Raw genomic sequence first — 22,707 nt, forward strand, 5'->3', positions numbered from 1 at the left:
AAAAAAGATGGGGGAAAATTATATTTTTTAAACAAACTATGCGAAAGATTTGCCTGCTGATTGTATTTCTTTGCGCTTTTGCCGGATGGGCGGACGATTATGTCGTCCTGTCGCCCAGTTTTGTTCCGCAGGCGCTTTTGGCAAGGCAGATTGCACCGGGAACGCAGCGCTTTTTCTCGTTTACGACAAATATCGGGGCCTGCGACGAGTGCAATATTTCGGGAAAAATCGTCAGTACCAGCGAAGATCCGCAGCGGCATTATTCGAATGACAAGATTGACGGTTCGGGCTACCGTTTTGACATGAAACTGTATGATTTCAGGTGGCCCAAAACGGAAAATACGTCAGGTGCGGAATATTGGGAGGGAAACCGTCTCGGTGGAGGCTTTTTCTTGAACGCCTCCTACTCCGCCTTTTTCAAAGTCGGGCTTTATCCCATGGTTGTCCAGTGGCTGGGACCGATATACCTAGCCGCAACGTACGACTTGACTTTCGGATGTTATCTGGGCAGGGACGAAGATGAAGCCACGACAATCGACATCCGCGAAAACCTGCTGACAGGGAGCCTGAATGTCGGGGGTGGAACCATGGTGTTCATGAATAACCACGGTCTTGGCTTTGGACTCCATGGCGGACTCCGGCAGATGCACATCATCAATCCCGGTTTCCGTGAGTATACCCGTACGGATTATAGAACGGGGAATCATATAGACCCGGCCCTCCGGGATGGCTACCACGTTGAGGACTGGATTTATTACTATGGCATCGATTTTGTGGGATATACGAACATACCCCTGTTAAAGGAATCCAATACCAGGAGTCATCAGGGGTATATGTTCTCGTTTGAAATGGGGACGCGTCCGGACGACAATCCGCTTATTTACTGGTCTTTTTCAATGAGCCTGCTATTATGATTTTCTTGCTGAAAAATAAAGTGGGCTCCTTGTTGCTCTTGTTGGTTGCAGTCTGCCTTGCGGGGTGCAGTTCCGTGATGCGTCCGCCTCCGGCGGCAGCCTACATGGACAGCTACGCGAAGGACGGCGCAATCGGGAGTTTAGGACTGTCGTATTATGCGGGCGACCTGGAAAACGGCAAGCACGAGAACAAGTCCTATAGCCATTACAGCTATGCCGAGTGGTGGGGTGACGTGAACCTCGCCGGCTATATCAGCGGAGGGTATTTCACCTTCGGGATGGGCTACCAGACTTTTTCTCCCTTCATGCAGATGGGCTTTGTCTCTCCCTATTTTGGGTTTACGGCCTGGAGCGACATGAATGCGCTTGCCATTCCCGCGATAAAATCCAGTGAACGCGGCGCTCTGTGGCGTTATTCCGGTGGCGGCATGGCGATTGAACAGATTCCGCTCAATGATAGCTGGAAAATTGGTTTTACGGAACACCTTTCCAGGAACGGCCGCGAAGTTTATTTTGTCGATGACGACTGCATTTCGATTGGTTGCGGTTTCCCGAGCCCGCGGCACCGTTTCTACACGGAAGTCGGCGGCGGATTCTATGTGTCAAGGAAAATCGGGAACGAGAGCAAGGTGTCGCTGGAATTCCGCTATGGCCGCGACTTGGATGAAGACCGGAACCGCTTTGCTCTGACTTTGGATATCTGGACGTCCACCACGGCTACACTCGGCGGAAACGACGTGATGCGTTCGATGGCGAAAAAGAATGCCAAGAAAATGAGGGGAATTGATGCAGTATATGCCGACAGCTTGCGGGATGAAAATGGGAAAATCGATTCGCTGCATGCCATCAAGCGTCAGTGGTTCCGGATTCCGGATTCCTCGAAAACCATGTCGCTTGCGGAACACCCGAGTGATTCCGTGACTGCGGTTACGTCCAAGGGGATCTGTTATGACGAAGGTTCCAGGAGTGTATGGCTCAAGCAGGATTACGGGAATACGGCCTACAGGGTGCCCGTCGATTCTTTCGATTATTGTCAACAGATGGAACGCGAAATTCTCTTTTGGCCTTCTCTGCTTGTTGGGGGTGCATCGTTCTTGCCGGGAGGGATGGCCACCAATAGCACTATGGGAGGGCTTGCTGTTGCCCTTGGTGTAGCCGTTGCTTACTGGACTGTAACGAATTTTGTGCTTGATCCCGAAGACCTTGTGCCGAAGGTCTATCCCGAATTGTGCTCCGAAAAGCATTCCAGGGAAGAAGTTCTTGCCTGGTTGGAACAGTACCCCTGCCGTGTCGACAAACAACCGAAGGATGCTGCGAAATGAGGATGGGCGCGAAATACTTTCTGTTTGCCGCATGCGCCTTGCTGTTTGCGGCCTGCATCGACGAAGGCGTTGCGCCCAGGGACATCCGCGGGGATAAAAGGTACGATATCCCGGTCTCCAGTTCGAGCGTTGCTTCGAGTTCATCTGTGTCCCAGTCGTCGAGTTCAAAAGAATCCTTGTCGAGCGCCGAAGAAACTTCATCGAGTTCCCAGGAATCCTCGTCGAACTCTGCGCATTATACCGTCGGATATATCGCCCATAGCATTGATGCGCATTACAAGTTCACGTCATTTAGGGGTTTCACCTGGATTGCGAAAAACGAGGCTTCGGACTGTTACGATTTCTGGAAATCGGACTGCGCAGATTCGCTAGGGGTCTGCTACGACATCGATGAGGAGAATTGCGCACAGTACGGAAGGCTCTACACCTGGGCCGAGGCGATGCACCTGCCGGATTCGTGCAATTACACGCAGTGCGAATATTCGGAGAAGCAACGGAGCGTATGTACCGCTGGCTACCATGTTGCGACCTACCAGGATTGGCAGAATCTGGACTTTGTACTGGAAGAATCATGGGACTTTGAGAATATGTCCTATTATCTGAAATCTTCTGACGAGTGGAACGGCGTAAATCAGTTCGAGTTTAACATATTGCCCGGCGGCTACCTGCAAGACGATGATCAGTTTGTGGGGCTAGGGGAGAAAACCCGGTTCTGGGCTCCGTATGATGGTGGCTTGTCGGGCTTTATGTTATTTGACAGTTCAGATGCCGCGACATTCATTACCGAAACTCGACCGGGAAACGCCCGCGCCTATATCCGCTGCGTTCACGATTAAAGACTTGCAAGAGTCTTTACGGAAAATGTAATATTGTTGTGTCTTTTTACAATTTATGGAATTTAAAATTTTCCTGAACTTGTAGGTTTTCCTTATTATTTTACATATTCTTTCTGCCTTTTCAATAATTGGCGGGTTGTGCTGAGATTTGGCACGGTTTTTGCATAAACAGAGCGCAAAAAACAAGAAAAGGAATTTTATGAACGCTCAAGCACTTTACGATCCGGCCAACGAACACGATGCCTGCGGTGTCGGCCTGGTCGCCAATATTAATAATGTTGCCTCGCACCAGATTGTGCTGCAGGGCATTACCGTTTTGAAGAGGCTCATGCACCGCGGTGCAGCAGGTGGAGACCCGGAAACCGGCGACGGTGCGGGTCTCTTGCTTTCGATGCCCCACAAGTTTTTCCGCAAGGTGAATCCGGAACTCCCTGCCCGCTACGGCGTGGCGATGTCCTTTGTGGACAATACGCTGGATGCCGATGCCTTTGATGCGAAGATCAAGGAGATTGCCGCTGCCGAGGGCGTGAAGGTGCTGAACTTCCGCGAGGTGCCGGTGAATCCTGAAAAGATTGGCCGCACGGCCCGCGAAACCTTGCCGCATATCCGCCAGGTGTTCTTTGACGGAACTGCGTTTGAAAACGACGGTGCGTTTGATATTAAGTTGTATGTGGTTCGCCGCCTGATGGAAAAGGCTTGCAATGGCTTATATGTTTGCAGTTGCAGCCGCCGTAGCATCGTCTATAAGGGCCTGCTTCTGGCGAGCCAGATTGAAGGCTTCTACAAGGACTTGAACGATCTCGATTTCGAGAGCCCGATTGCCCTTGTTCACCAACGCTACTCCACGAACACGTTCCCCACATGGCCGCTGGCGCATCCGTTCCGCTACCTCGCTCACAACGGCGAAATCAACACCCTGCGCGGTAACCTCAACAGTCTGCGCGCCCGCGAACCGCACCTGAAGAGCGAAATTATCGGTGACGATTTGCAGAAGCTTTTGCCGCTCGTTCCGGCGGGGCAGAGTGACTCGGCCAGCCTTGACAACATGTTTGAGCTCCTCGTCGCTGCGGGTCGTAGCCTTCCGCATGCGATGATGATGCTCATGCCTCAGGCCTGGGGCAAGAAACATTACCTGGGCCGCGACGTGCGCGGGTTCTTTGAATACGAATCCATGCTCATGGAACCGTGGGATGGCCCTGCTGCCGTGGCGTTCAGCGATGGCGTGAATGCGGGTGCGATTCTCGACCGCAACGGCCTTCGTCCGGCGCGTTACACTCTGTGTAAAGACGGTCTTTTCGTGATGGCCTCCGAGACGGGCGTGCTCGACCTCCGCGATGACGAGGTGGAAGAAAAGGGCCGCCTCAAGCCCGGCGAAATCATTTATTTGGACCTGGAAAACCACCGCATTTTGAAGAATGCGGAGATGAAGGCGCAGGTAGCCCGCGCCAAGCCTTACCGCCGCTGGGTTGCCGAAAACAAGATGAGCGTTCGCGGGCTCTTCAGTGAAATCAACCCGTCCGACGTTCCCGACGACATTCTGGTGCAGCAGAAGCGTTTTGGCTATTCTGCCGAAGACCTCTCCATCATTTTGCAGCCCATGGCGAAGAACGGTGCAGAGCCGATTGGCTCTATGGGTAACGATGCCGCGCTGGCCGTGCTTTCGGACAAGCCGCAGCCGTTGTTCAACTACTTCAAACAGCTGTTCGCCCAGGTGACTAACCCGCCGATTGACCCGATCCGCGAAGAGCTGGTGATGAGCCTTACGACCTACATTGGGAACCACGGCAACATCCTGGAAGAGACTCCGGAGCAGGCGCACCTCATCAAGATTCCGCGCCCGATTGTGAGCGAAGACGAAATTCGCCGCTTTGAAAATATCGGCGACAAGGCTTTCAAGGCGAAGGTGCTCAAGATGCAGTTCCCGCTGGGCGGTGACGGTTCCGTGCTGGAAGCGGCCCTGCAGAACTTGGCTGGCGATGCCGTGCGCGCCGTGCAGGACAACTACGATATTATCGTGCTTTCGGACAAGAATATTGACTGGGGCTACGTGCCTATACCTTCGCTTCTCGCGACGGCTTGCGTGAACCGCGCCCTGGTGGAAGCGGGTGTTCGCCCCGAAATCGGCTTGATCGTGCAGAGCGGCGAAGTCCGCGAAGTGATGCACTTTGCCCTGCTCCTCGGTTACGGTGCCACGGTCATCAACCCGTATCTCGCGTTTGAAAGCATCACCAACATGTGTCACAACGGAGACCTGGATGTGGATCCGGTGACGGCTGCTGCAAATTATGTAAAGGCTGTCGATAAGGGCCTGCTCAAGATTATGAGCAAGATGGGTATTTCTACCCTCCGCAGCTACCGCAGTGCACAAATTTTCGAAGCCGTGGGCCTGAACCGCGAACTCATCGAGAAGTTCCTGCCGGGTACCGCAAGCCGCATCGAAGGTATCGGCCTCGAAGAGATTGCCCGTGAAGTGGGTGAGCGCCAGAAGATTGCGTTTGCCGATGCAAGTAAGGTTCTGCAGTCGGGCGGCCAGTATGCATTCCGCAAGGAAGGCGAGAAGCACCTGTGGACTCCGCAGTCTCTTGCCGCATTCCGCCAGGCGGTGCAGGGTGGCGACTATGAGAAGTTCAAGGTCTACAGCAAGCTGATTAATGACCAGTCCGAACGTCAGGCGACTTTGCGCGGGCTCTTCAAGTTCAAGGCTGCAACGCCGATTGATATTTCTGAAGTTGAATCTCGCGAATCTATCGTGAAGCATTTTGTGGCTGGTGCAATGAGCCTGGGTTCCTTGAGCCCCGAAGCCCACGAGACGATTGCCATTGCGATGAACCGCATCGGTGCCATGAGCAACTGCGGTGAAGGTGGTGAAGACCCTGACCGCGATACGCCCGCCCCGAACGGCGATATCCGTAGTTCTGCCATCCGCCAGGTGGCATCGGGCCGCTTTGGCGTGACCATCGATTACCTGCGCCATGCGAAGGATTTGCAAATCAAGATGGCCCAGGGCGCAAAGCCCGGTGAAGGTGGCCAGCTGCCGGCGCACAAGGTGAACGAGTTCGTTGCACGCATCCGTCACTCCATTCCGAACGTGTCGCTGATTTCTCCGCCACCGCATCACGATATTTACTCCATCGAAGACCTGGCGCAGCTGATTTACGACCTGCGCAACGCCAACCCGAAGGCCCGTGTTTCCGTGAAGCTCGTATCCGAAGTAGGTGTGGGCACGATTGCCGCAGGTGTGGCGAAGGCCCATGCCGACGTGGTGCTGATTTCCGGTCACGATGGCGGTACGGGTGCATCTCCGCTGACATCCATCAAGCATGCCGGCCTCCCGTGGGAACTGGGCATTGCCGAAGCGGAACAGACGCTGGTGCTGAACGATTTGCGCGGGCGCATCAAGCTCCAGGTGGATGGCCAGCTCAAGACGGGCCGCGACGTGGTGGTGGCCGCCCTCCTCGGTGCCGAAGAGTTCGGATTTGCGACGAACCTTCTCGTGAGCCTTGGCTGCGTGATGGACCGCAAGTGCCATACGAACCAGTGCCCCATGGGTATCGCTACGCAGGATCCTGAATACCGCAAGCGTTTTGCGGGCAAGCCCGAATACGTGGAAAACTTCCTCTACTTCATTGCCGACGAAGTTCGCGAGATTCTCGCAAGCCTTGGCCTGCGCTCGTTGGCGGAAGCCTGCGGCCGTAGCGATTTGCTGGAACGGGACGAGGCGATTGCCTTCTACAAGGCGCACAACCTGGACTTCTCCAAGATTTTCGAAACTGTTGATGGCGGTATAAAGTCCTTCGACAAGAACTTCGTGAAGGAACCGCTTGAAAACTTCGACCGTCGTGAACTCCTGCCGTTTGTGGTCGACACTCTCAAGAGTGGCGCTTCGGTGGAACTTTGCACGGTGGTGCACAACGTTGACCGTACGGTGGGTACGGAACTTTCCGGCGAGGTGGATGAACACTTCGGTGTGAAGGGCCTCCCCGAAGATACCATCAAGATTCACCTGCAGGGTGTCGCGGGCCAGAGCTTCGGTGCATTCCTCGCTCCGGGTATCACTCTCGATTTGCAGGGCGAAGCCAACGATTTTATGGGCAAGGGTCTTTCGGGCGGTAAGATTATCGTGCGCCCGCCTAGCAATGCAAGCTTCAAGGCCGAAGACAACGTGATTGCGGGTAACGTCATCGGTTACGGCGGAACCTCGGGCAAGATTTTCATCAACGGCCTCGCGGGCGAACGCTTCGGCATCCGCAACTCGGGCATGCTTCTGGTCAGCGAAGGCGTGGGTGACCACGGCTGCGAATACATGACTGGCGGTCGCGTTGTAGTGCTTGGTCGCGTGGGCGTGAATTTCGCCGCAGGTATGACAGGTGGCTTTGCCTATGTCTATGATGAGACGGGGCATTTTGACCTGAGCTGCAACGTGGATTCCGCCGACCTGGAAAGCGTACTTCCGGGCACCGAGAGCGAAAGCGAACTGCTCGATATCATCAAGCAGCACGTGGAGGCGACTGGCAGCGAGAAGGGCAAGCGCATTCTCGAGAACTGGAATAGCGAACGTCCGAAGTTCGTGAAGATTTTCCCGGTGGATTACAGGAACGCACTTTTGAAAGGAGGTGAGCGCGCCTTGCAAGCAAGGCTTTGAGGGATGAGCTCGCTCCCTTCGGTCGCTTTGAGTAATGGTTTGGCGCCTTTGGCGCGATTATAATACTCAAAGTGCCCCTGTGGGGCACGACCCCATACCTCAAAGGCGTGTAACGCCGACCTCATAGCTTTTACGGAGTTATTATGCAGCAAACTAACCGAATCGCAGACATCTACCGCCCTGTCGAAGAGCGTGTCAAGGACAACAACGAAGTCGAGCGCAAGCTCACTTCAATCGAAATCATCGGCCAGGCGGAACGCTGCCATACATGCGGTATTCCGTTCTGCCATGGTGCAGGTTGCCCGCTCGGTAATCTCGTCCCTGAATTCAATGCGGCTATTGCCGCCGGGAATGCGGAACGGGCCTACGATATCATCAGCAAGACAGCGTTTTTCCCTGAGTTTACGGGCCGCGTTTGCCCTGCGCTCTGCGAATCCGCCTGTACTGGTAACGTGCATAACGATCCGGTGATGGTGCGCCAGATCGAGAAATTCATCATCGAGACAGCCTTCGAGGAAGGTCGCGTGGTACTCCCGACGGCTGAACCGAACGGGAAGACTGCGGCAGTTATCGGTTCTGGTCCTTCGGGGCTCTTTGCTGCCGAGGCCTTGCGCCGTAAGGGTTATTCTGTTACCGTTTATGAAAAACGCGAAAAGGCGGGTGGCCTGCTGCGTTACGGCATCCCGAACTGGAAGCTTGACAAGTCCATTATCGACCGTCGTATCGCCCTGTTGGAATCCGCTGGAATCAAGTTTGTCTACAATACCGAAATCGGTAAGGACATCGCGGCGGAATACATCCACAAGAATTTTGACGAGGTGTTCCTCGCCATCGGTACACCGAACGCCCGTGACTTGAAAATCCCGGGCCGCGAAGCCGAAGGTATTTTCCTTGCTCTAGATTTCTTGCACGGTGCCGAAATGCCGGGCGAAACCAATCCCGAAAAGTTCAGCGCCAAGGGTCGCAAGGTTCTGGTGATTGGCGGTGGCGATACGGGTAACGACTGCGTGGGTAAGGCCATCCGCGAAGGATGCGAAAGTGTACTCCAGGTGGAATTCATGCCCAAGCCGCCTGAGGAACGTTCTCCGTCTACGCCGTGGCCGGATTGGCCGTACATGCTGCGCACGAGCTATGCCCAGCACGAAGGTGGCGAACGCCGCTGGAATGTGTCGTCCAAGCAGTTCATCGTGAAGGATGGTCGCGTGGCCGGTGTCGAAGCTGTCCGCGTGGAATGGGAAATGTCCCCGCAGGGCCGTCCGCTTAAGCCGAACGAAGTCCCGAATTCTACCGAGGTCATCGATACCGACCTGGTGGTGCTTGCCATGGGCTTTACCGGAGTGCCTGCCGAGGGCCTGGTGAACGACCTTGGCCTGCAGCTCACTCCGCGAACAGCGATTATCCCGGACCCCGCACGGCACATCTATGCGGTGGGCGACTGCGCCAACGGTGCTTCCCTCGTGGTTCGTGCCATGGCCGATGCGAAGCGAGTCGTGATTTCGTTGTAGAAAAAAGTATCTTGACTCCACAAAAGACAGGTTGTCCTAGCGACGACTTGTCTTTTTTTAGGGGCAAAAAACAGCTTATTTGTTGTTTTGTGGTAAAAAAGTAATAAAAATGTCATATAATTCTACAAATTAAGGATAAAATACTAGAAAGTAAGTTTGCTTTTTTTCTATATTTGGGCGCATTATGGAAGAAGTCGTAATCACTGGTATGGGGTGTGTTTCCGCCCTCGGCAATACGCCGGAACTCCTTTGGAACAACCTGCTGGAAGGTAAATCCGGACTCGCAACGATCGATCGCTTCGACGTGACCAACTATCCGATCAAGATAGCTGCCGCCGTCAAGGAATTCGATGGTTCTGAATTTATTTCCCCGCGCGATTCGTCCCGCCTCTCTAGGTGCATCCAGTACGCTGTGTATGCTTCTTTCCAGGCTCTTAAGAACGCCGGTATTTCTCCTGAAAACGAAGATCCGACCCGTTCTGGCGTGATTATCGGTTCCGGTATCGGCGGTATGCAGATCTATAGCGATTCCGTCGTTTCGCTTTCGAACCGTGGCCCGAGCCGCGTGTCCCCGTTCTTCATTCCGATGTCTATCGTGAACATGCCCGCTGGTGAAGTTTCCAACCGCACCGGCTGGATGGGCCCCTGCTACGCAGTGGTTTCCGCATGCGCAACCTCTAACCACTCTATCGCCGCCGCCTACGACCAAATCCGCTTGGGCCGCGCCGATATCATGCTCGCCGGTGGTACCGACGAAACCGTGAACAATGTCGCTCTCGCTGGCTTTACCTCTATGAAGGCCTTGAGCAAGCGCAACGACGATCCGACGACGGCATCCCGCCCGTTCGATAAGGACCGCGACGGTTTCGTGATCGGTGAAGGTTCTGGCATTCTCGTTCTCGAAAGCCTTACGCACGCTAAGAAGCGTGGCGCCAACATTCTCGCTCGCGTGGCTGGTATCGGCGTGAGCGCTGATGCTCACCATATGTCTGCTCCGCGTGAAGACGGCGAAGGCGTCCGCCTCGCTATCGAAATGGCTCTCCGCGAAGCCGGTATTTCCCCGAAGGATGTGGGCTACGTGAACACCCACGGTACTTCGACTCCGCTCGGCGACGTTGCTGAATGCTCCGCACTCGAAAAGGTCTTTGCCGGCGCCACCGACAGCCTCAAGGTGAACTCTTCCAAGTGCATGATCGGCCACGCTCTCGGCGCCGCCGGTGCTCTCGAAGCCATCATCACCGTGAAGTCCTTGCAGAATCAGATGATTCACGCGACCACGAACGTGTTCAACCAGGACGAACGCATCCACCTCGATGTGTGCGCCAACAAGAACACCAGCCACTCGTTCAACTACGCCATGTCCGACAGCTTCGGCTTCGGTGGCCAGAACAGCGTGCTGCTCCTCGGCCGCAACTAGTCGCATCCCACATTCCACATTTACAAAAGCCTTCTGGAGATTGTCCTCCGGGGGCTTTTTTATATTCTATAACGATTGTTATGTCGGCTGTAATGGGTATACAAACTTTTAAAGGCGGAAAATGATTTGTCCAAAATGCAATCGAAAATATGAAGACGATATGCCCCGTTGTCTGTGGTGTGACGCTTTGAATCCGAATTACGGTAAGGCCCCGTCATTGCAGAAGAAAAAAAAGAATGTTAAAAAAAGAGAAATTTTTGATGATGAATCTTTTGAAGACGGAACAATCTTTAAATTAGAAACCGACAAGTTTGTTGTAAACGTTATGGCGATCCTCTATATGGTAAGCCTTATGATATTGGGCGTAGTAGCATGGTGCATGATAGAAGAGAAAGGCTTTCTGTGGTTCTTTTTCGTGCCGATGGAACTTTTTTTGGCGTTCTTTGTTTATACTTTCTCAAAGAAAGTTTTGAAAGTAAAATGGCTCAAAGATAAATTTGTATTGGTTACGCGCTATGGGAAAAAGGAATTCTTGTTAGGTAAACAGGCAATCTATAAGTCTGAAATAACGAATTTTGGAAATCATTACCTAATTTTCAAAAAAGGATGGCAAACATTTCGACTAGATGAAAGTGACTACCCAAAGGTTGTGAAAAAGATAATCAAAAATCAAAGTGAATTAACTGAAAAAAACATAAAATGTGATGAAAAAGGAGACGAACAAGTCGTTTATTATCCGATGGCAACTTCTGGAGGAAAGCCTCTAATCTTTGTAGAATTTTTTTGTTCGCTAATTTTATTAATTCTAATTTTTTTGAAAATTCCTGAAAGAGATGGATATTCTCCGGCAATATGTTTTCTGATTGCATCATTTGGCTTTTTTCGTGCTTATATTCATTCCTTGGCAATACTTGAGATAAAGTGGTTTAAAAACGGTTTTGTCCTTAGAAATCATTATGGAGAAAGAACTTTTTTCTTTGATGAAACCATCCCATATAAAAAGGAAACAGATAAAAATGGAATTGTTCGATTTGTTTTCAAAAAAGGATTTCAATTATTTGTAGTGAATGAGCTTGATTTTCCTGAAATTGTAAAAAAAATGAAGATACTTTATAATGTAGACTGATGTAGAGAGCCTTGATGAGTTGAATGACACAAGTAATTAAAAAGCCCTCAATTTAGTCCGCAAATTAATTAGTCTGCCTGTTTTTTTCTATCTTTGTCCCCGTGAAATTTTTTCGTTCCCTATCGATTGCGCTGGTGACGCTCCTGTTTGCAAGCATTTCCTTGCAGGCCGCCCCTTACGATCCGCCGACCTGGCGCGATTCTACGTGGGATTACCGCAGCGAAGACCCCGGTGATACGACCGAGCTTTCGATTGCCAAGGGCGTGGGCGTGGCCTCGACGGTCCTGATTGCCTACGGTGCAGCCTACTGGCTCGTTTTCCACAAGGGATGGTGGGACGAACAGGGGAACGATTTCCATTTCGAGAATGACTTTGACTATGCCCTGAACCTGGACAAGCTCGGACATTTCGCTTCGGGTGTCATGATGGGCGAAACCTTCTACGAGGCTTACCGTTGGGCGGGAATTTCCGAGTTCAACTCTTACCTTTTTGCGGGACTTTCTGCTTTTGCGACGCATGTGGCGATTGATGTGAAGGACGGCTTTGCGCCCAAGTGGGGCTTTAGCGTTTTCGACGTATTGTCGGGTACCTTGGGAGGCTTTCTGCCTATGGCAGAGCGCTATGTTCCCGTGTTCAAGTATGTGGATCTCAAGTGGAGTTACTGGATCAATTCCAAGGCGTATTACAGACAAAGTGATACGGGCGTGTTTACGGATGATTACTGCAATCAGACCTTCTGGGCTTCGTTCAAGGTTTATCGCCTGTTGCCGAAGGCCGCCCGTGCGTATTATCCGAGCTGGCTTGCCCTGGCGGCGGGTCTCAGTATCGACGAGGGCGTGTTTACGGGGGATCCGCACCCGCATCGTGAAGTCTATATTGCGCTGGATTACGACCTGGAAGCTTTCCGCCCGCAGAGCCGTATGGCGCGCACCATCGTGAAGTACCTGAATTACTTCAAGCTGCCGGCCCCGACCGTGCAAGTTTATCCCGAATTCCACTGGTATTTGCTGTACCCGATTAAGTTCTGAGTTCGGAATTCGGATTTCAGATTTCAGATTTCAGATTTGTATAAACTTCAAATGCTTGCCTAAATTATAGGTTCGCAAGTAACTGTACAATGTTCGGCTTACTTATTTGTAGGAGTTATATCCTACTTATAACACTCCGAATTCAGAATTCTGAATTCTGAATTTCTATATTTGTGCCGTATGTTTACGGGAATTATTCAATCTACCGGTGAAATCGTTTCTATCGAAAGTAGGGGCGATGCGCTTACCATGCGCCTTAAGTCACCGGGCTTTTTTAAAAATTGTAAGTTGGGCGACAGTGTCGCCAACGACGGTGTTTGTCTTTCCATTGAATCTTGCACCGATGACGAAGCTACTTTCTGCCTGATGCACCAGACAGTCGAAAACACGGCTTTTAAGCAGGCCGCTGTCGGCAAGTTGGTGAATCTGGAACTTCCGTGCCGTGCAGACAGCTTTATGGGCGGTCACTTTGTGATGGGCCATGTGGACTGCATTACCGAAGTCATCAAGGTGACTCCGCGTGAAACGGGTGTGGAAGTGGATTTGAAACTTCCGGCGGATTTGCGTCGCTACGTGATTCGCCGCGGTTCGATTTCGCTCAACGGAATCAGCCTGACGGTCGCTGAAAAGTTCGAAGATTCCATTCGCGTGTGTATTATCCCTGAAACCTTGGCCCGCACGAACCTGCGCAACTGGGTTCCGGGAACCATCGTGAATGTGGAAGTCGACATGCTCGGCAAGTATATTGAAAATTATCTGAAGGAACGTGACCTTGCTTAATACCATTGAAGAGGCCATCGAAGATTTTAAGAACGGCAAGTTTTTGATTGTGGTCGACGACGAAGACCGCGAAAACGAAGGCGACTTTGTCATCGCTGCCGAAAAGATTACGCCCGAAAAGGTGAACTTCATGCTTCACGAAGGTCGTGGCGTGCTTTGCGCACCGCTCCCGATTAAGCGTTGCCATGAACTGAACCTCACGCGGCAGACCGCCGAGAATACCTCGATTCTCGGGACTCCGTTTACCATCATGGTCGATAAAATTGAAGGCTGCACCACGGGTGTATCCGCTCACGACCGTGCGGCGACGATTCTAGCGCTTTCGGACCCGAATTCCAAGCCCAGCGACTTTGGGCGGCCGGGGCATATTTCGCCCCTGTACGCCCAGGAAGAGGGCGTACTCCGTCGCGCAGGCCATACTGAAGCCGCAGTCGATCTCGCAAAGCTTGCTGGACTAAGACCTGCAGCCGCCCTTATCGAAATCATGAACGAAGACGGCACCATGGCTCGCATGCCGCAACTTCAGGAAGTGGCGAAGAAGTTTAACCTCAAGATTATCTCGATCCACGACCTCATCGATTACCGCCTGAAAAATGAAAAGCTCGTGCAGCGCGTAGCCGCTCCGCATGTGCAGACCAAGTACGGTGATTTTACCGCTTACGCTTACCGCAGCAAGACCGATGGCGTAGAACATGTGGCCTGGGTTGCCGGAAACCCCGACTTCAGCAAGCCGGTTTACGTGCGCGTTCATAGCGAATGCCTTACGGGCGATATCTTTGGCAGTCTTCGCTGCGACTGCGGCGAACAGCTGGCCGCCGCCATGAAGTTCATCGGCGAGCACGGCGGCGTGTTCCTTTACATGCGCGGCCAGGAAGGCCGTGGAATCGGTCTTTGCAACAAGCTCCGCGCCTACGAGTTGCAAGAAAAGGGCATGGACACGGTCGAAGCGAACCTGCACCTTGGGTTCAAGTCGGACCTGCGTCAGTACGGTACGGGCGCCCAGATTTTGGCAGACCTCGGCGTCAAGGAAATGCGTCTCTTGACGAATAACCCGAGCAAGATTTCGGGCATTACGGCTTATGGCCTTAAGATTGTGGAACGCGTGCCAATCGAAATCAAGCCGAACAAGGAAAACCTGTTCTACCTGCTCACGAAGCAGAAAAAGATGGGGCACCAGCTGCATGTCGATGAAGCTGCCGGTGCTGCAGGCATTGCGTCCCAAGAGAATTTGAAAGAGGAAAAATAAATGGTGAACGAAATCAAGAATTCCCTCAATGGTAGTGGCCTCAAGGTGGCAATCGCCGTTGCCCGCTTTAACGAGGTCGTGACGGACAAGCTCCTGGAAGGGGCCGTGCGTCAGCTGGAACTTCTCGGCGTTGCCGACAAGGATATCACCGTCGCGCATGTGCCTGGCGCATTCGAACTTCCGGGCGTGTGCCGTCGCCTCGCTGACAGCGGCAAGTACAGTGCCGTGATGGCGCTCGGCGCCGTGATTCGCGGCGAGACCAGCCACTACGACGTGGTAGTAAACGCTTCTACCGGCGGTATCGCAAACATCGCCGCCGAAGGCAAGCTCCCCGTGATTCTTGGAATCCTCACCACCGACACCGTGGACCAGGCGATGAACCGTGCAGGCCTCAAGGCCGGCAACCTCGGCGCAAGCTGGGCATCCACCGCCGTCGAAATGGCAAATTTGTATAAAGAGGTATGAGTAATGAGCGATGAGGACGCCTTGCTAAGCAAGGCTTTGAGCTAAAGAATGGCGCCTGCGGCGCGATTAAAATGAACTCAAAGGGAACCACAGGCGACCGTGCTCAAACCTCAAAGCGACCGTAGGGCGCGACCTCATACCTGAAACCTTAAACCTGAAACCTGATTATGAAGATTAGTTACAGACCCGCTCGTGTATTTGCGATGCAACTGTTGTACGCGATGGAAATTGCCGGTGTTACGGCGGGGGAGGCTCTTCCGGGAGTTCTCGAATCCCAGCCCCTTCACGCAGAACAGAAAAAGTACGGAATGAAGCTGGTGGACCTGGTGCAGGCCCATCGCGAAGAACTTGATGACAATATCAAGACTGCCGCCGCCCATTGGGACATCGAGCGTATGGCGAGCCTTGATCGCATTATTCTCCGCATTGCGATGGTGGAACTTTCCTATGTTCCCGAAATTCCGATGAAGGTCGCCATTACCGAAGCGGTCCAGATTGCCGCCAAGTACAGCACCGACAATTCGGATTCCTTTGTCAATGGCCTTTTGACCGGCTTTATGCGTAACCGTGGCATGGTTGTCACCGAACCCAAGGAAAAGTAAGATGCTCAAGGAAAAATGGATGAAACATATCTTCGCTGGCATTGCTGCTCTCGTGGCTCTGGTCGTGTATGTACTCACGATGGCCCCCACGGTCAGCTTCTGGGACTGTGGCGAATTTGTCGCTTGCGCCAATACGCTTGGCATTCCGCATCCTCCTGGAACGCCCTTCTTTGTGTTCCTTGCCCGCGCAGTCATCGTGCTGCTCCCGTTCGTGGGTGAAATTGCGAAGCGCGTGAACTACATCTCGGTGGTGAGTTCCGCCGCGACCGTCTATGTGACGGCTCTCTTTGCCTGGGAACTGTTGGCGACTGTCCTTAAGACTGATGCTTTGGCCGAAAAGATTACCGGTAAGGTCCGCACGGCTGTGCTTGGCTCTGCCGCTCTCGTGGCCGGTTTCCTCCTGACTTTTTCCGACACCTTCTGGTTCAACGCTGTCGAAGCCGAAGTCTACGGCATCGCCATGCTTATCTTGATGCTCGTTTCTTACCTTGGCCTCGTCTGGTACAACAAGCGTAACGAAGAATACAGCGACCGCATCCTCATCTTTATTTGCTACATCGCGTTCCTCGGCGTGGGCGCTCATCTTTACACCATGCTTACGGTGCCTGCTGTGTTTGCACTCCTGCTCGTGGCGGAACCCAAGAAGATTGTGGAACGCATTCCTATCTGGATTACGGGTACGCTCCTTTGCTCCGTCATCTACATGGTGTCCGCCTTTATCGAAGTCTCGTTCATCTGCCTGATTGCTCTTTCGATCCTTTGCCTTGCAAAGCCCATCAAGAACAAGGGTGTTCAGCGCAGCATGCGTCTTTCCCTGGCTTTCGCGTTCTTCGCCCTGATCGGTTACAGCACGCACCTCTACATTCCGATTCGTTCGGAACTGAACCCGATTATCGACGAAAACGATCCTGAAATCAACATCCGCGACGAGCAGGGGAACTTCCAGCTCGGTAACCTGTTCAAGGACGAAAACTGGGTCGCCTTCAATAACTTCATCGAACGTAAGCAGTACGGCTCCGAAAGTATGATTAGCCGTGCCTTCTACCGTCGTGCCCGCGTGAGCCACCAGTTCCTCTCGTTCCCGCATATGGGTTACGGTGGATACCAGATGGCGCAGTACCTGCCTTACAAGGTTGGCGACGTGAACTATGCTAACGGCATCTATACCTTCGATGCTGCAGACAACCAGCCGGTGGAACGTTTCGGAATCAAGTTCCCCACACAGATGAGCTTCATGGGCGATGCGACACTGCCGCAGTTCCTCATGTTCCTGATCTTTAATGGCCTTTTGATCATGGTTTGCGTGTTCGTCTGGAAGCGTAACCGCAACATGGGCGTGTTTGTTTCTGTGCTTTACGCCCTTTGCTCCCTCGGCTTGCTGTTCTACATCAACTTTGCCGACGGCACCCGTATGGAGCAGCGTGAACACGATTACTGGGTCTCCGTAATGAGCCGCAACGTTCAGGACTTGAACAGCCGTGGTATGGGCATTACGGCCCTTCCGGATCCGAACGAACTCATCGACATGCGTCAGAATATCGAGCATGCCAAGATCCGTATGGAAACGCTCAAGGCTCGCGGTGCAAGCGATGCTCAGCTTGCAACCCTGCAGCGTGAAATCGACGATTACTCCAATTCTGCCGTCTGGCAGAACTGGCAGAAAATCGAGAACGGTTTTGCCCAGGTGGGTGCCCGCGCTCCGTTCCCTGATGCCGTGCATTTGGAAGTCCGCGAACGTGACTATTTCTACACGCCTGCCTTCATTTTCATGAGTATGATTTACGGTATCGGTGCTGGTATCCTCGTGTTTATGGTGGCGACATCCTCCTTTGCCGCCTTTGCAAATCCGGTGGCCGCCGCCTTGGTGGCTGTGTCCTTCCTGGTGCCCTGCATTTCGAACTACAAGGAACATGATCGTTCCGGCCTCTGGGTACCTTGGGATTACGCTTTCAACCTGCTCAATAGCTGCCGTCCGAACGCCATCCTCTTTACGAACGGTGACAACGATACCTTCCCGCTTTGGTTTGCCCAGGAAGTGGCTGGTGTGCGTAAGGATGTTCGCGTGGTGAACCTCTCGCTCGGCAATACCGACTGGTACATCAAGCAGATGCTCGACAACGAGCCGATTCTGAAGCTCAGCTACGACAAGGCCGCTATCGACCGCGACATGGTGCTCGACAATAGCTCTGCTTCTAACCCGAACCATCAGGTGTCTACTTGGGTGAAAAACGCCCAGCGCCTGATGCCGCAGCTCAAGAACCGTATCGATGCTATGGAAGGCCAGCAGCTTTCTGCGGCCGATTCCGCTAAGCTCATGCAGTTCAAGGTGCATTACCAGGTGTGGGATGCTTTTACCGAATGGGCTAACCGTACCCGTAGCGGCATGATGCTCACGCAGCATAAGCTGGTGATTGACCTTGCTCTCCAGAATATGGACAAGCCGATTGAAATTTCGACGACCGTCGGTACGTCCAACTTCATGGGTCTTGAAAAGTACATGGTGCAAGAAGGCATGGTCTACAACTTCGTGAAGGGTGACCTGAACCCGAAGCGTAACGCCTTCGATGCAAAGTACACGGCAAACCTGATTGATTCCGTGTTCAAGTTCCGTGGCCTTGGCGATGGTACCGCTTATATCAACAGCGAAACGGAACGTCTCCTTTCGGGCTACGTGTCGCTTTACCTGCAGATTTCGTTCGATACCCGCGACAAGATTTCGAACCTCCGCAACAGCCATCCGTTTACGGCCGAAAAGAAGGCCCAGGTGGATAGCCTTGCCGCCTCTGCTTCCAAGTACCTTGAATTGGGTATGAAGCAGTTCCCCTCGGAATGGCGTAATTACTGGGCTGCCGCATTTGTCTACGAAGCTGCAGGCCAGAAGGCCAAGGCTCAGGAAGTGCTGAACCGCGGTCTCGAAAACGTGCCTGCCTACGAAGAAGGCGGTCGCGCACGTCTCCTCATGAGTGGTCGCCAGATCGAGATGATGTCCGACGAACCGCTCAAGGTCGAAGCTCCGGCTGAACCCGCTACGGATTCCGCCGAGAAGGATTCTGCAAAGGAACCTGCGGTGGTTGCTGCCGCAGAATAATCGAGCTTGAAAATAAATTAAGGTAATTTCATGGATTTGAGTCTTGTCATTCCGGTCAAGGAAGAAAGTGAAAATCTTCCCGAACTCCTTAAGGAAATCGTCGACGCTATCAATCCGACGGGTTTCGAGTTCGAAGTAATCATTATCGATGACGGTAGCCGCGATAATACTTGGGACGTGATTGAGAATTTGTCGAAGGAGTATTCCTTTATTCGCGCTTTCCGCTTCCAGTTCAATTGCGGAAAGGCGGCAGGGCTCGCTTTCGGTTTCTCCAAGGCGCGTGGCAAGTACGTGGCGACCTTGGACGGAGACTTGCAGGACGATCCCCTTGAAATTCCGAAGATGATCAAGATTCTGGAAAGCGGCTACGACCTTGTTTCGGGTTGGAAGATTCGTCGCCTGGATCCGTGGCACAAGACTTGGCCTTCCAAGTTGTTCAACTTGACGGTTTCTATCGTCTGCGGCCAGCGTCTGCACGATTTTAACTGCGGCATCAAGGCTTATCGCAGTTCCGTGGTGCGCTTTATCCACCTGTACGGTGACTACCACCGTTTTATCCCGGTGATGGCCAAGTGGCAGGGCTTCCGCATTACCGAGATGCCCGTGGCGCACCGTGCGCGTGTTCACGGTGTTTCCAAGTATGGCGTGTCCCGCCTGGTGTCCGGTTTCCTTGACCTGGTGTCGTTGATGTTTATGCGGAGCTTTGCCTCCAAGCCGCTCCACTTCTTTGGGCTTCTCGGCCTGATCTTCATGCTCATCGGTTTTGGCGTTTCGGGTTACTTTGGCTATGAATGGCTGCAGACGGGAGCTCTCCATGTGCGTCCGCTCCTTTTGGCGGGCGGATTCTCGCTGGTGATGGGCGTGCAGTTCATGTCGCTTGGCCTTTTGGGCGAAATGATGAACGGAAGCAAAAAACAGAGCTATCCTGTGGCCGAATCCATTCGAGAAATTGTAGATTTAGGTTAGGAGAAGTTTGTTTATGGCGTATCCCAAAAGTTTGGTCATTGTGCCTACCTATAACGAGAAGGAAAATATCCTGCTCATTATGGAGGCCATTTTAAAGCAGAACGAATGCCTCGAAATTCTCGTGGTAGACGACGGTAGCCCCGATGGAACGGGCGATATGGTGGAAGCGGAGGCGGCTAAGAATCCGCGGATTCACCTGTTGCGCCGTAAGGGCAAGATGGGCCTCGGCTCCGCTTACGTGACGGGCTTCAAGTGGGCTCTCGAACGCGACTACGAACGTGTGTTCGAAATGGACGCCGACTTTAGCCATGCGCCGACCGACTTGAACCGCTTTCTGGAAACAGCCGAAGAAGCCGACCTGGTGCTCGGCAGCCGCTACCAGAATCACCGCATTAGCGTGGTGAACTGGGATTTGCGTCGCCTGATTCTCAGCTACGGTGCAAATGTCTACACTCGTATTGTGACGGGGCTCCCGATTAGCGATGCTACGGGCGGCTTCAAGTGCTTCCGTCGCGAAGCCCTGCAGGCTTTGAACCTCGACAAAATGAAGAGCGATGGTTACTGCTTCCAGATCGAGACGACCTTCAAAATTTGGAAAAAGGGCCTCCGCGTCAAGGAAATTCCCATCATCTTTACGGACCGTACCCGCGGTACCTCCAAGATGAGCGGCGGCATTATCTCCGAAGCGTTTTTCCTGGTGCTCAAACTTCGCCTAGGACTTGCGTGATGAATTTGGAAATTTTTTATTCCGAACTCTGAAATCTGAACTCCGAATTCTGAATTATTATGTATTCCTGTTCCATTATCATTGTTGCTTATAATTCTTGCGATTTCATTCCCGCATGCCTGAAGTCCGTTCGCGATGCATGCGAGGGTATCGATGCGCAGGTTATTGTGCTTGATAATGGCTCGGTCGAGCCGATTCTGCCCGAAATCAGACAGTTCTTCCCCGAAGTGGAATGGATTGATTCCAAGGAAAACCTCGGCTTTGGAAAGGGCTGCAACCTCGCCGAAAAGCGTGCAACCAAGCCCTACCTGTTCTTTATCAATCCCGATACGGTCGTTTCCCACGATTCCTTTACCAAGGTACTCGACTTCATGGAAGAGCACCCCGAATCGGGAACGGTGGGCTGCCGCATTCTGAATGAGGATGGCTCGCTCCAGTGGGCCTGTCGCCGTTCGTTCCCGACGATTGTTTCCGCGGTTTCTAAGACGATTGGCCTTGCCGCTCTCTTCCCGAAGAACAAGACCCTTGCAAGTTACAACATGACGTATGCCGACCCGGATGAAGTAACCGAGGTGGATGCCATCAGTGGCTCGTTCTTCTGCATGCGTCGCGACCTGTACGAAAAGCTGGGCGGTTTCGACGAAGACTTTTTCATGTACGGCGAGGACTTGGACCTGTGTTTCAGGGCGAAGGTTGCCGGATGCAAGAACTACTACACGCCTTCGACGAATATTCTGCATTTCAAGGGCCAGAGCTGCCGTACCCGCCGTTGGGATTCCTACCTGGACTTCTACAAGGCGATGCTTATCTTTGTGCGTAAGCACAAGGATCTTTACTTTGTCCCGAATTTTCTCGTGTCGTTCGGCATCATGTTTGCGGCCTTCGTGGGCATGTTCTCCCGCCTGATTCCGAAGTTCTGGAAGATGTTCCTGGACTTGGGCGTGGTGGCGCTGTGGACGATTGTATTTTTGCCCGGTTTGGGAAACGAAGAATACATTTTTTCTTCCATTAAGAAATCCATAGAGGTTATAACTAAGTTTGAAGACTGGTGGCTTGTCGGCTTGGTCGCCATTATTAATATGGTCTTTCTTGTTTTCCGTGGGGAATACACAGAATCCAGCCTCAAGGGAGAAAAGTTCTTGCGGTACCTTGTGCCGCTGAACCTTCTTGCTGTTGGGGGGTATGAGGCGTTCCGTTACTTTGCACAATTTTCTTATGACCCAGGAGACAGGTCTACAATTTATCCCAATATTGGCTGGTGCGTCTATGTCGTTTGTTCCAGCCTCTTTATTCCGCTCGTTCTCCTTGCCTGGCGTCGTGTCGCATTTTGGATAAACTATTTCTACCGCATCTTCGCGAAAAAACGCCATCGCTCCATCTTGCTTGGTGGCCGCGAAGATTCTCTAAACAACTGGTTCGATCGTTACAACGTGATTCCCGGCATCGAAATTCTTGGTTGCGTGAGTTCGGAACCCGAAAAGATTTCCGAAGAAAACCGTCAGCACCTGCTGGGGAATGTTTCCGAGATGGAGTCCATTTGCAACCGGACCGGCTGTCGCGAGCTCCTGGTGGTCTCCAATTTCTCGGGATACCGCGAACCGTTTGACATCAAATGGCTCGATAGCCTCGGTTTACGCGTGTTTCTGTTGATCGGTAATGCGGCCGAGGGCAATTTTGCCCTTGTAAACCTGAAATATTTGCACTAAAAACGGCAATTTCCAACAAAAACTTTACACGTTGCACAAAAATGAGTTATTTTTTGTGTAAGTATTTGATTATTAAGGTTTTATGTTCGATACAAATCTTTTGGATATTCTTTGCTGCCCCGAAACCAGGGGAAAGCTCAAGTTGGCATCTGACGAAATCATTGCCAAGGTGAATAATGCTATTTCTGCCGGTTCTGCCAAGAACGTTGCCGGTGAAAAAGTTTCTGAACCCCTGACCGAGGCGTTGGCCACCGAAGACGGTTCCAGGGTGTATCCGGTTCGCGAAGGAATACCTGTCCTTTTGGCGGACGAAGCAATTTTGCTCTAAGAGGTGATT

At 52.5% G+C, this 22,707-nt stretch carries 17 protein-coding genes; all 17 read left to right on the forward strand.

What is annotated here, in order from left to right; translation table 11 throughout:
- The first annotated feature begins 38 nt into the window (after positions 1-38).
- The 17 genes from BUA93_RS05805 to BUA93_RS05885 all read left to right on the forward strand — a co-directional run bounded on the left by BUA93_RS05805 (position 39) and on the right by BUA93_RS05885 (position 22,698).
- The gene (locus BUA93_RS05805) at positions 39-914 is read left to right on the forward strand and encodes a hypothetical protein (protein ID WP_072978227.1); all 876 of its coding nucleotides are present in this window, start codon (positions 39-41) and stop codon (positions 912-914) included.
- Positions 911-2,236 carry a hypothetical protein gene (locus BUA93_RS05810; RefSeq protein WP_072978228.1) on the forward strand — a complete coding sequence of 442 codons (1,326 nt, stop codon included), beginning with the start codon at positions 911-913 and terminating at the stop codon, positions 2,234-2,236. The genes BUA93_RS05805 and BUA93_RS05810 overlap by 4 nt, the downstream gene beginning before the upstream one ends.
- Positions 2,237-2,238: 2 nt before the next feature.
- Positions 2,239-3,072: an FISUMP domain-containing protein gene (locus tag BUA93_RS05815; RefSeq protein WP_072978229.1), complete on the forward strand. Its 834-nt coding sequence runs from the start codon at positions 2,239-2,241 to the stop codon at positions 3,070-3,072.
- A gap of 199 nt (positions 3,073-3,271) precedes the next feature.
- Positions 3,272-7,714, forward strand: a complete 4,443-nt coding sequence (gene gltB / locus BUA93_RS05820) for a glutamate synthase large subunit (protein WP_072978230.1) — start codon at positions 3,272-3,274, stop codon at positions 7,712-7,714.
- A 143-nt stretch (positions 7,715-7,857) separates the two neighbouring features.
- Complete coding sequence (locus BUA93_RS05825) at positions 7,858-9,219, forward strand: glutamate synthase subunit beta (protein ID WP_072978231.1); 1,362 nt, start codon at positions 7,858-7,860, stop codon at positions 9,217-9,219.
- A gap of 184 nt (positions 9,220-9,403) precedes the next feature.
- Positions 9,404-10,636: a beta-ketoacyl-ACP synthase II gene (gene fabF / locus BUA93_RS05830; RefSeq protein WP_072978232.1), complete on the forward strand. Its 1,233-nt coding sequence runs from the start codon at positions 9,404-9,406 to the stop codon at positions 10,634-10,636.
- Positions 10,637-10,796: 160 nt separating this feature from the next.
- On the forward strand, positions 10,797-11,762 hold the full coding sequence (locus BUA93_RS05835; RefSeq protein ID WP_139257819.1) for a hypothetical protein: 966 nt from the start codon (positions 10,797-10,799) through the stop codon (positions 11,760-11,762).
- A 101-nt stretch (positions 11,763-11,863) separates the two neighbouring features.
- Positions 11,864-12,790, forward strand: a complete 927-nt coding sequence (locus BUA93_RS05840) for a DUF2279 domain-containing protein (protein WP_254793879.1) — start codon at positions 11,864-11,866, stop codon at positions 12,788-12,790.
- 180 nt (positions 12,791-12,970) lie between these two features.
- Complete coding sequence (locus BUA93_RS05845; protein WP_072978235.1) at positions 12,971-13,570, forward strand: riboflavin synthase; 600 nt, start codon at positions 12,971-12,973, stop codon at positions 13,568-13,570.
- On the forward strand, positions 13,557-14,816 hold the full coding sequence (locus tag BUA93_RS05850) for a bifunctional 3,4-dihydroxy-2-butanone-4-phosphate synthase/GTP cyclohydrolase II (protein WP_072978236.1): 1,260 nt from the start codon (positions 13,557-13,559) through the stop codon (positions 14,814-14,816). Before BUA93_RS05845 ends, BUA93_RS05850 begins: the two co-directional genes overlap by 14 nt.
- Positions 14,817-14,819: 3 nt before the next feature.
- Complete coding sequence (gene ribH / locus BUA93_RS05855) at positions 14,820-15,281, forward strand: 6,7-dimethyl-8-ribityllumazine synthase (protein ID WP_072978594.1); 462 nt, start codon at positions 14,820-14,822, stop codon at positions 15,279-15,281.
- Between the two features lie 167 nt (positions 15,282-15,448).
- Positions 15,449-15,883 (forward strand): transcription antitermination factor NusB, encoded by a 435-nt coding sequence (nusB, locus tag BUA93_RS05860; RefSeq protein ID WP_254793880.1) that lies wholly within the window; start codon positions 15,449-15,451, stop codon positions 15,881-15,883.
- Between the two features lie 19 nt (positions 15,884-15,902).
- The gene (locus tag BUA93_RS05865) at positions 15,903-18,971 is read left to right on the forward strand and encodes a glycosyltransferase family 117 protein (protein ID WP_254793881.1); all 3,069 of its coding nucleotides are present in this window, start codon (positions 15,903-15,905) and stop codon (positions 18,969-18,971) included.
- 30 nt (positions 18,972-19,001) lie between these two features.
- Positions 19,002-19,937, forward strand: a complete 936-nt coding sequence (locus BUA93_RS05870; protein WP_072978239.1) for a glycosyltransferase family 2 protein — start codon at positions 19,002-19,004, stop codon at positions 19,935-19,937.
- Between the two features lie 13 nt (positions 19,938-19,950).
- Positions 19,951-20,664 (forward strand): polyprenol monophosphomannose synthase, encoded by a 714-nt coding sequence (locus tag BUA93_RS05875; RefSeq protein WP_072978240.1) that lies wholly within the window; start codon positions 19,951-19,953, stop codon positions 20,662-20,664.
- Positions 20,665-20,723: 59 nt separating this feature from the next.
- On the forward strand, positions 20,724-22,370 hold the full coding sequence (locus tag BUA93_RS05880) for a glycosyltransferase family 2 protein (RefSeq protein ID WP_072978241.1): 1,647 nt from the start codon (positions 20,724-20,726) through the stop codon (positions 22,368-22,370).
- Positions 22,371-22,452: 82 nt separating this feature from the next.
- Positions 22,453-22,698 (forward strand): Trm112 family protein, encoded by a 246-nt coding sequence (locus tag BUA93_RS05885; protein ID WP_072978242.1) that lies wholly within the window; start codon positions 22,453-22,455, stop codon positions 22,696-22,698.
- Positions 22,699-22,707: the final 9 nt, after the last annotated feature.

Source organism: Fibrobacter sp. UWH4, assembly GCF_900142475.1.
Classification (GTDB): domain Bacteria; phylum Fibrobacterota; class Fibrobacteria; order Fibrobacterales; family Fibrobacteraceae; genus Fibrobacter.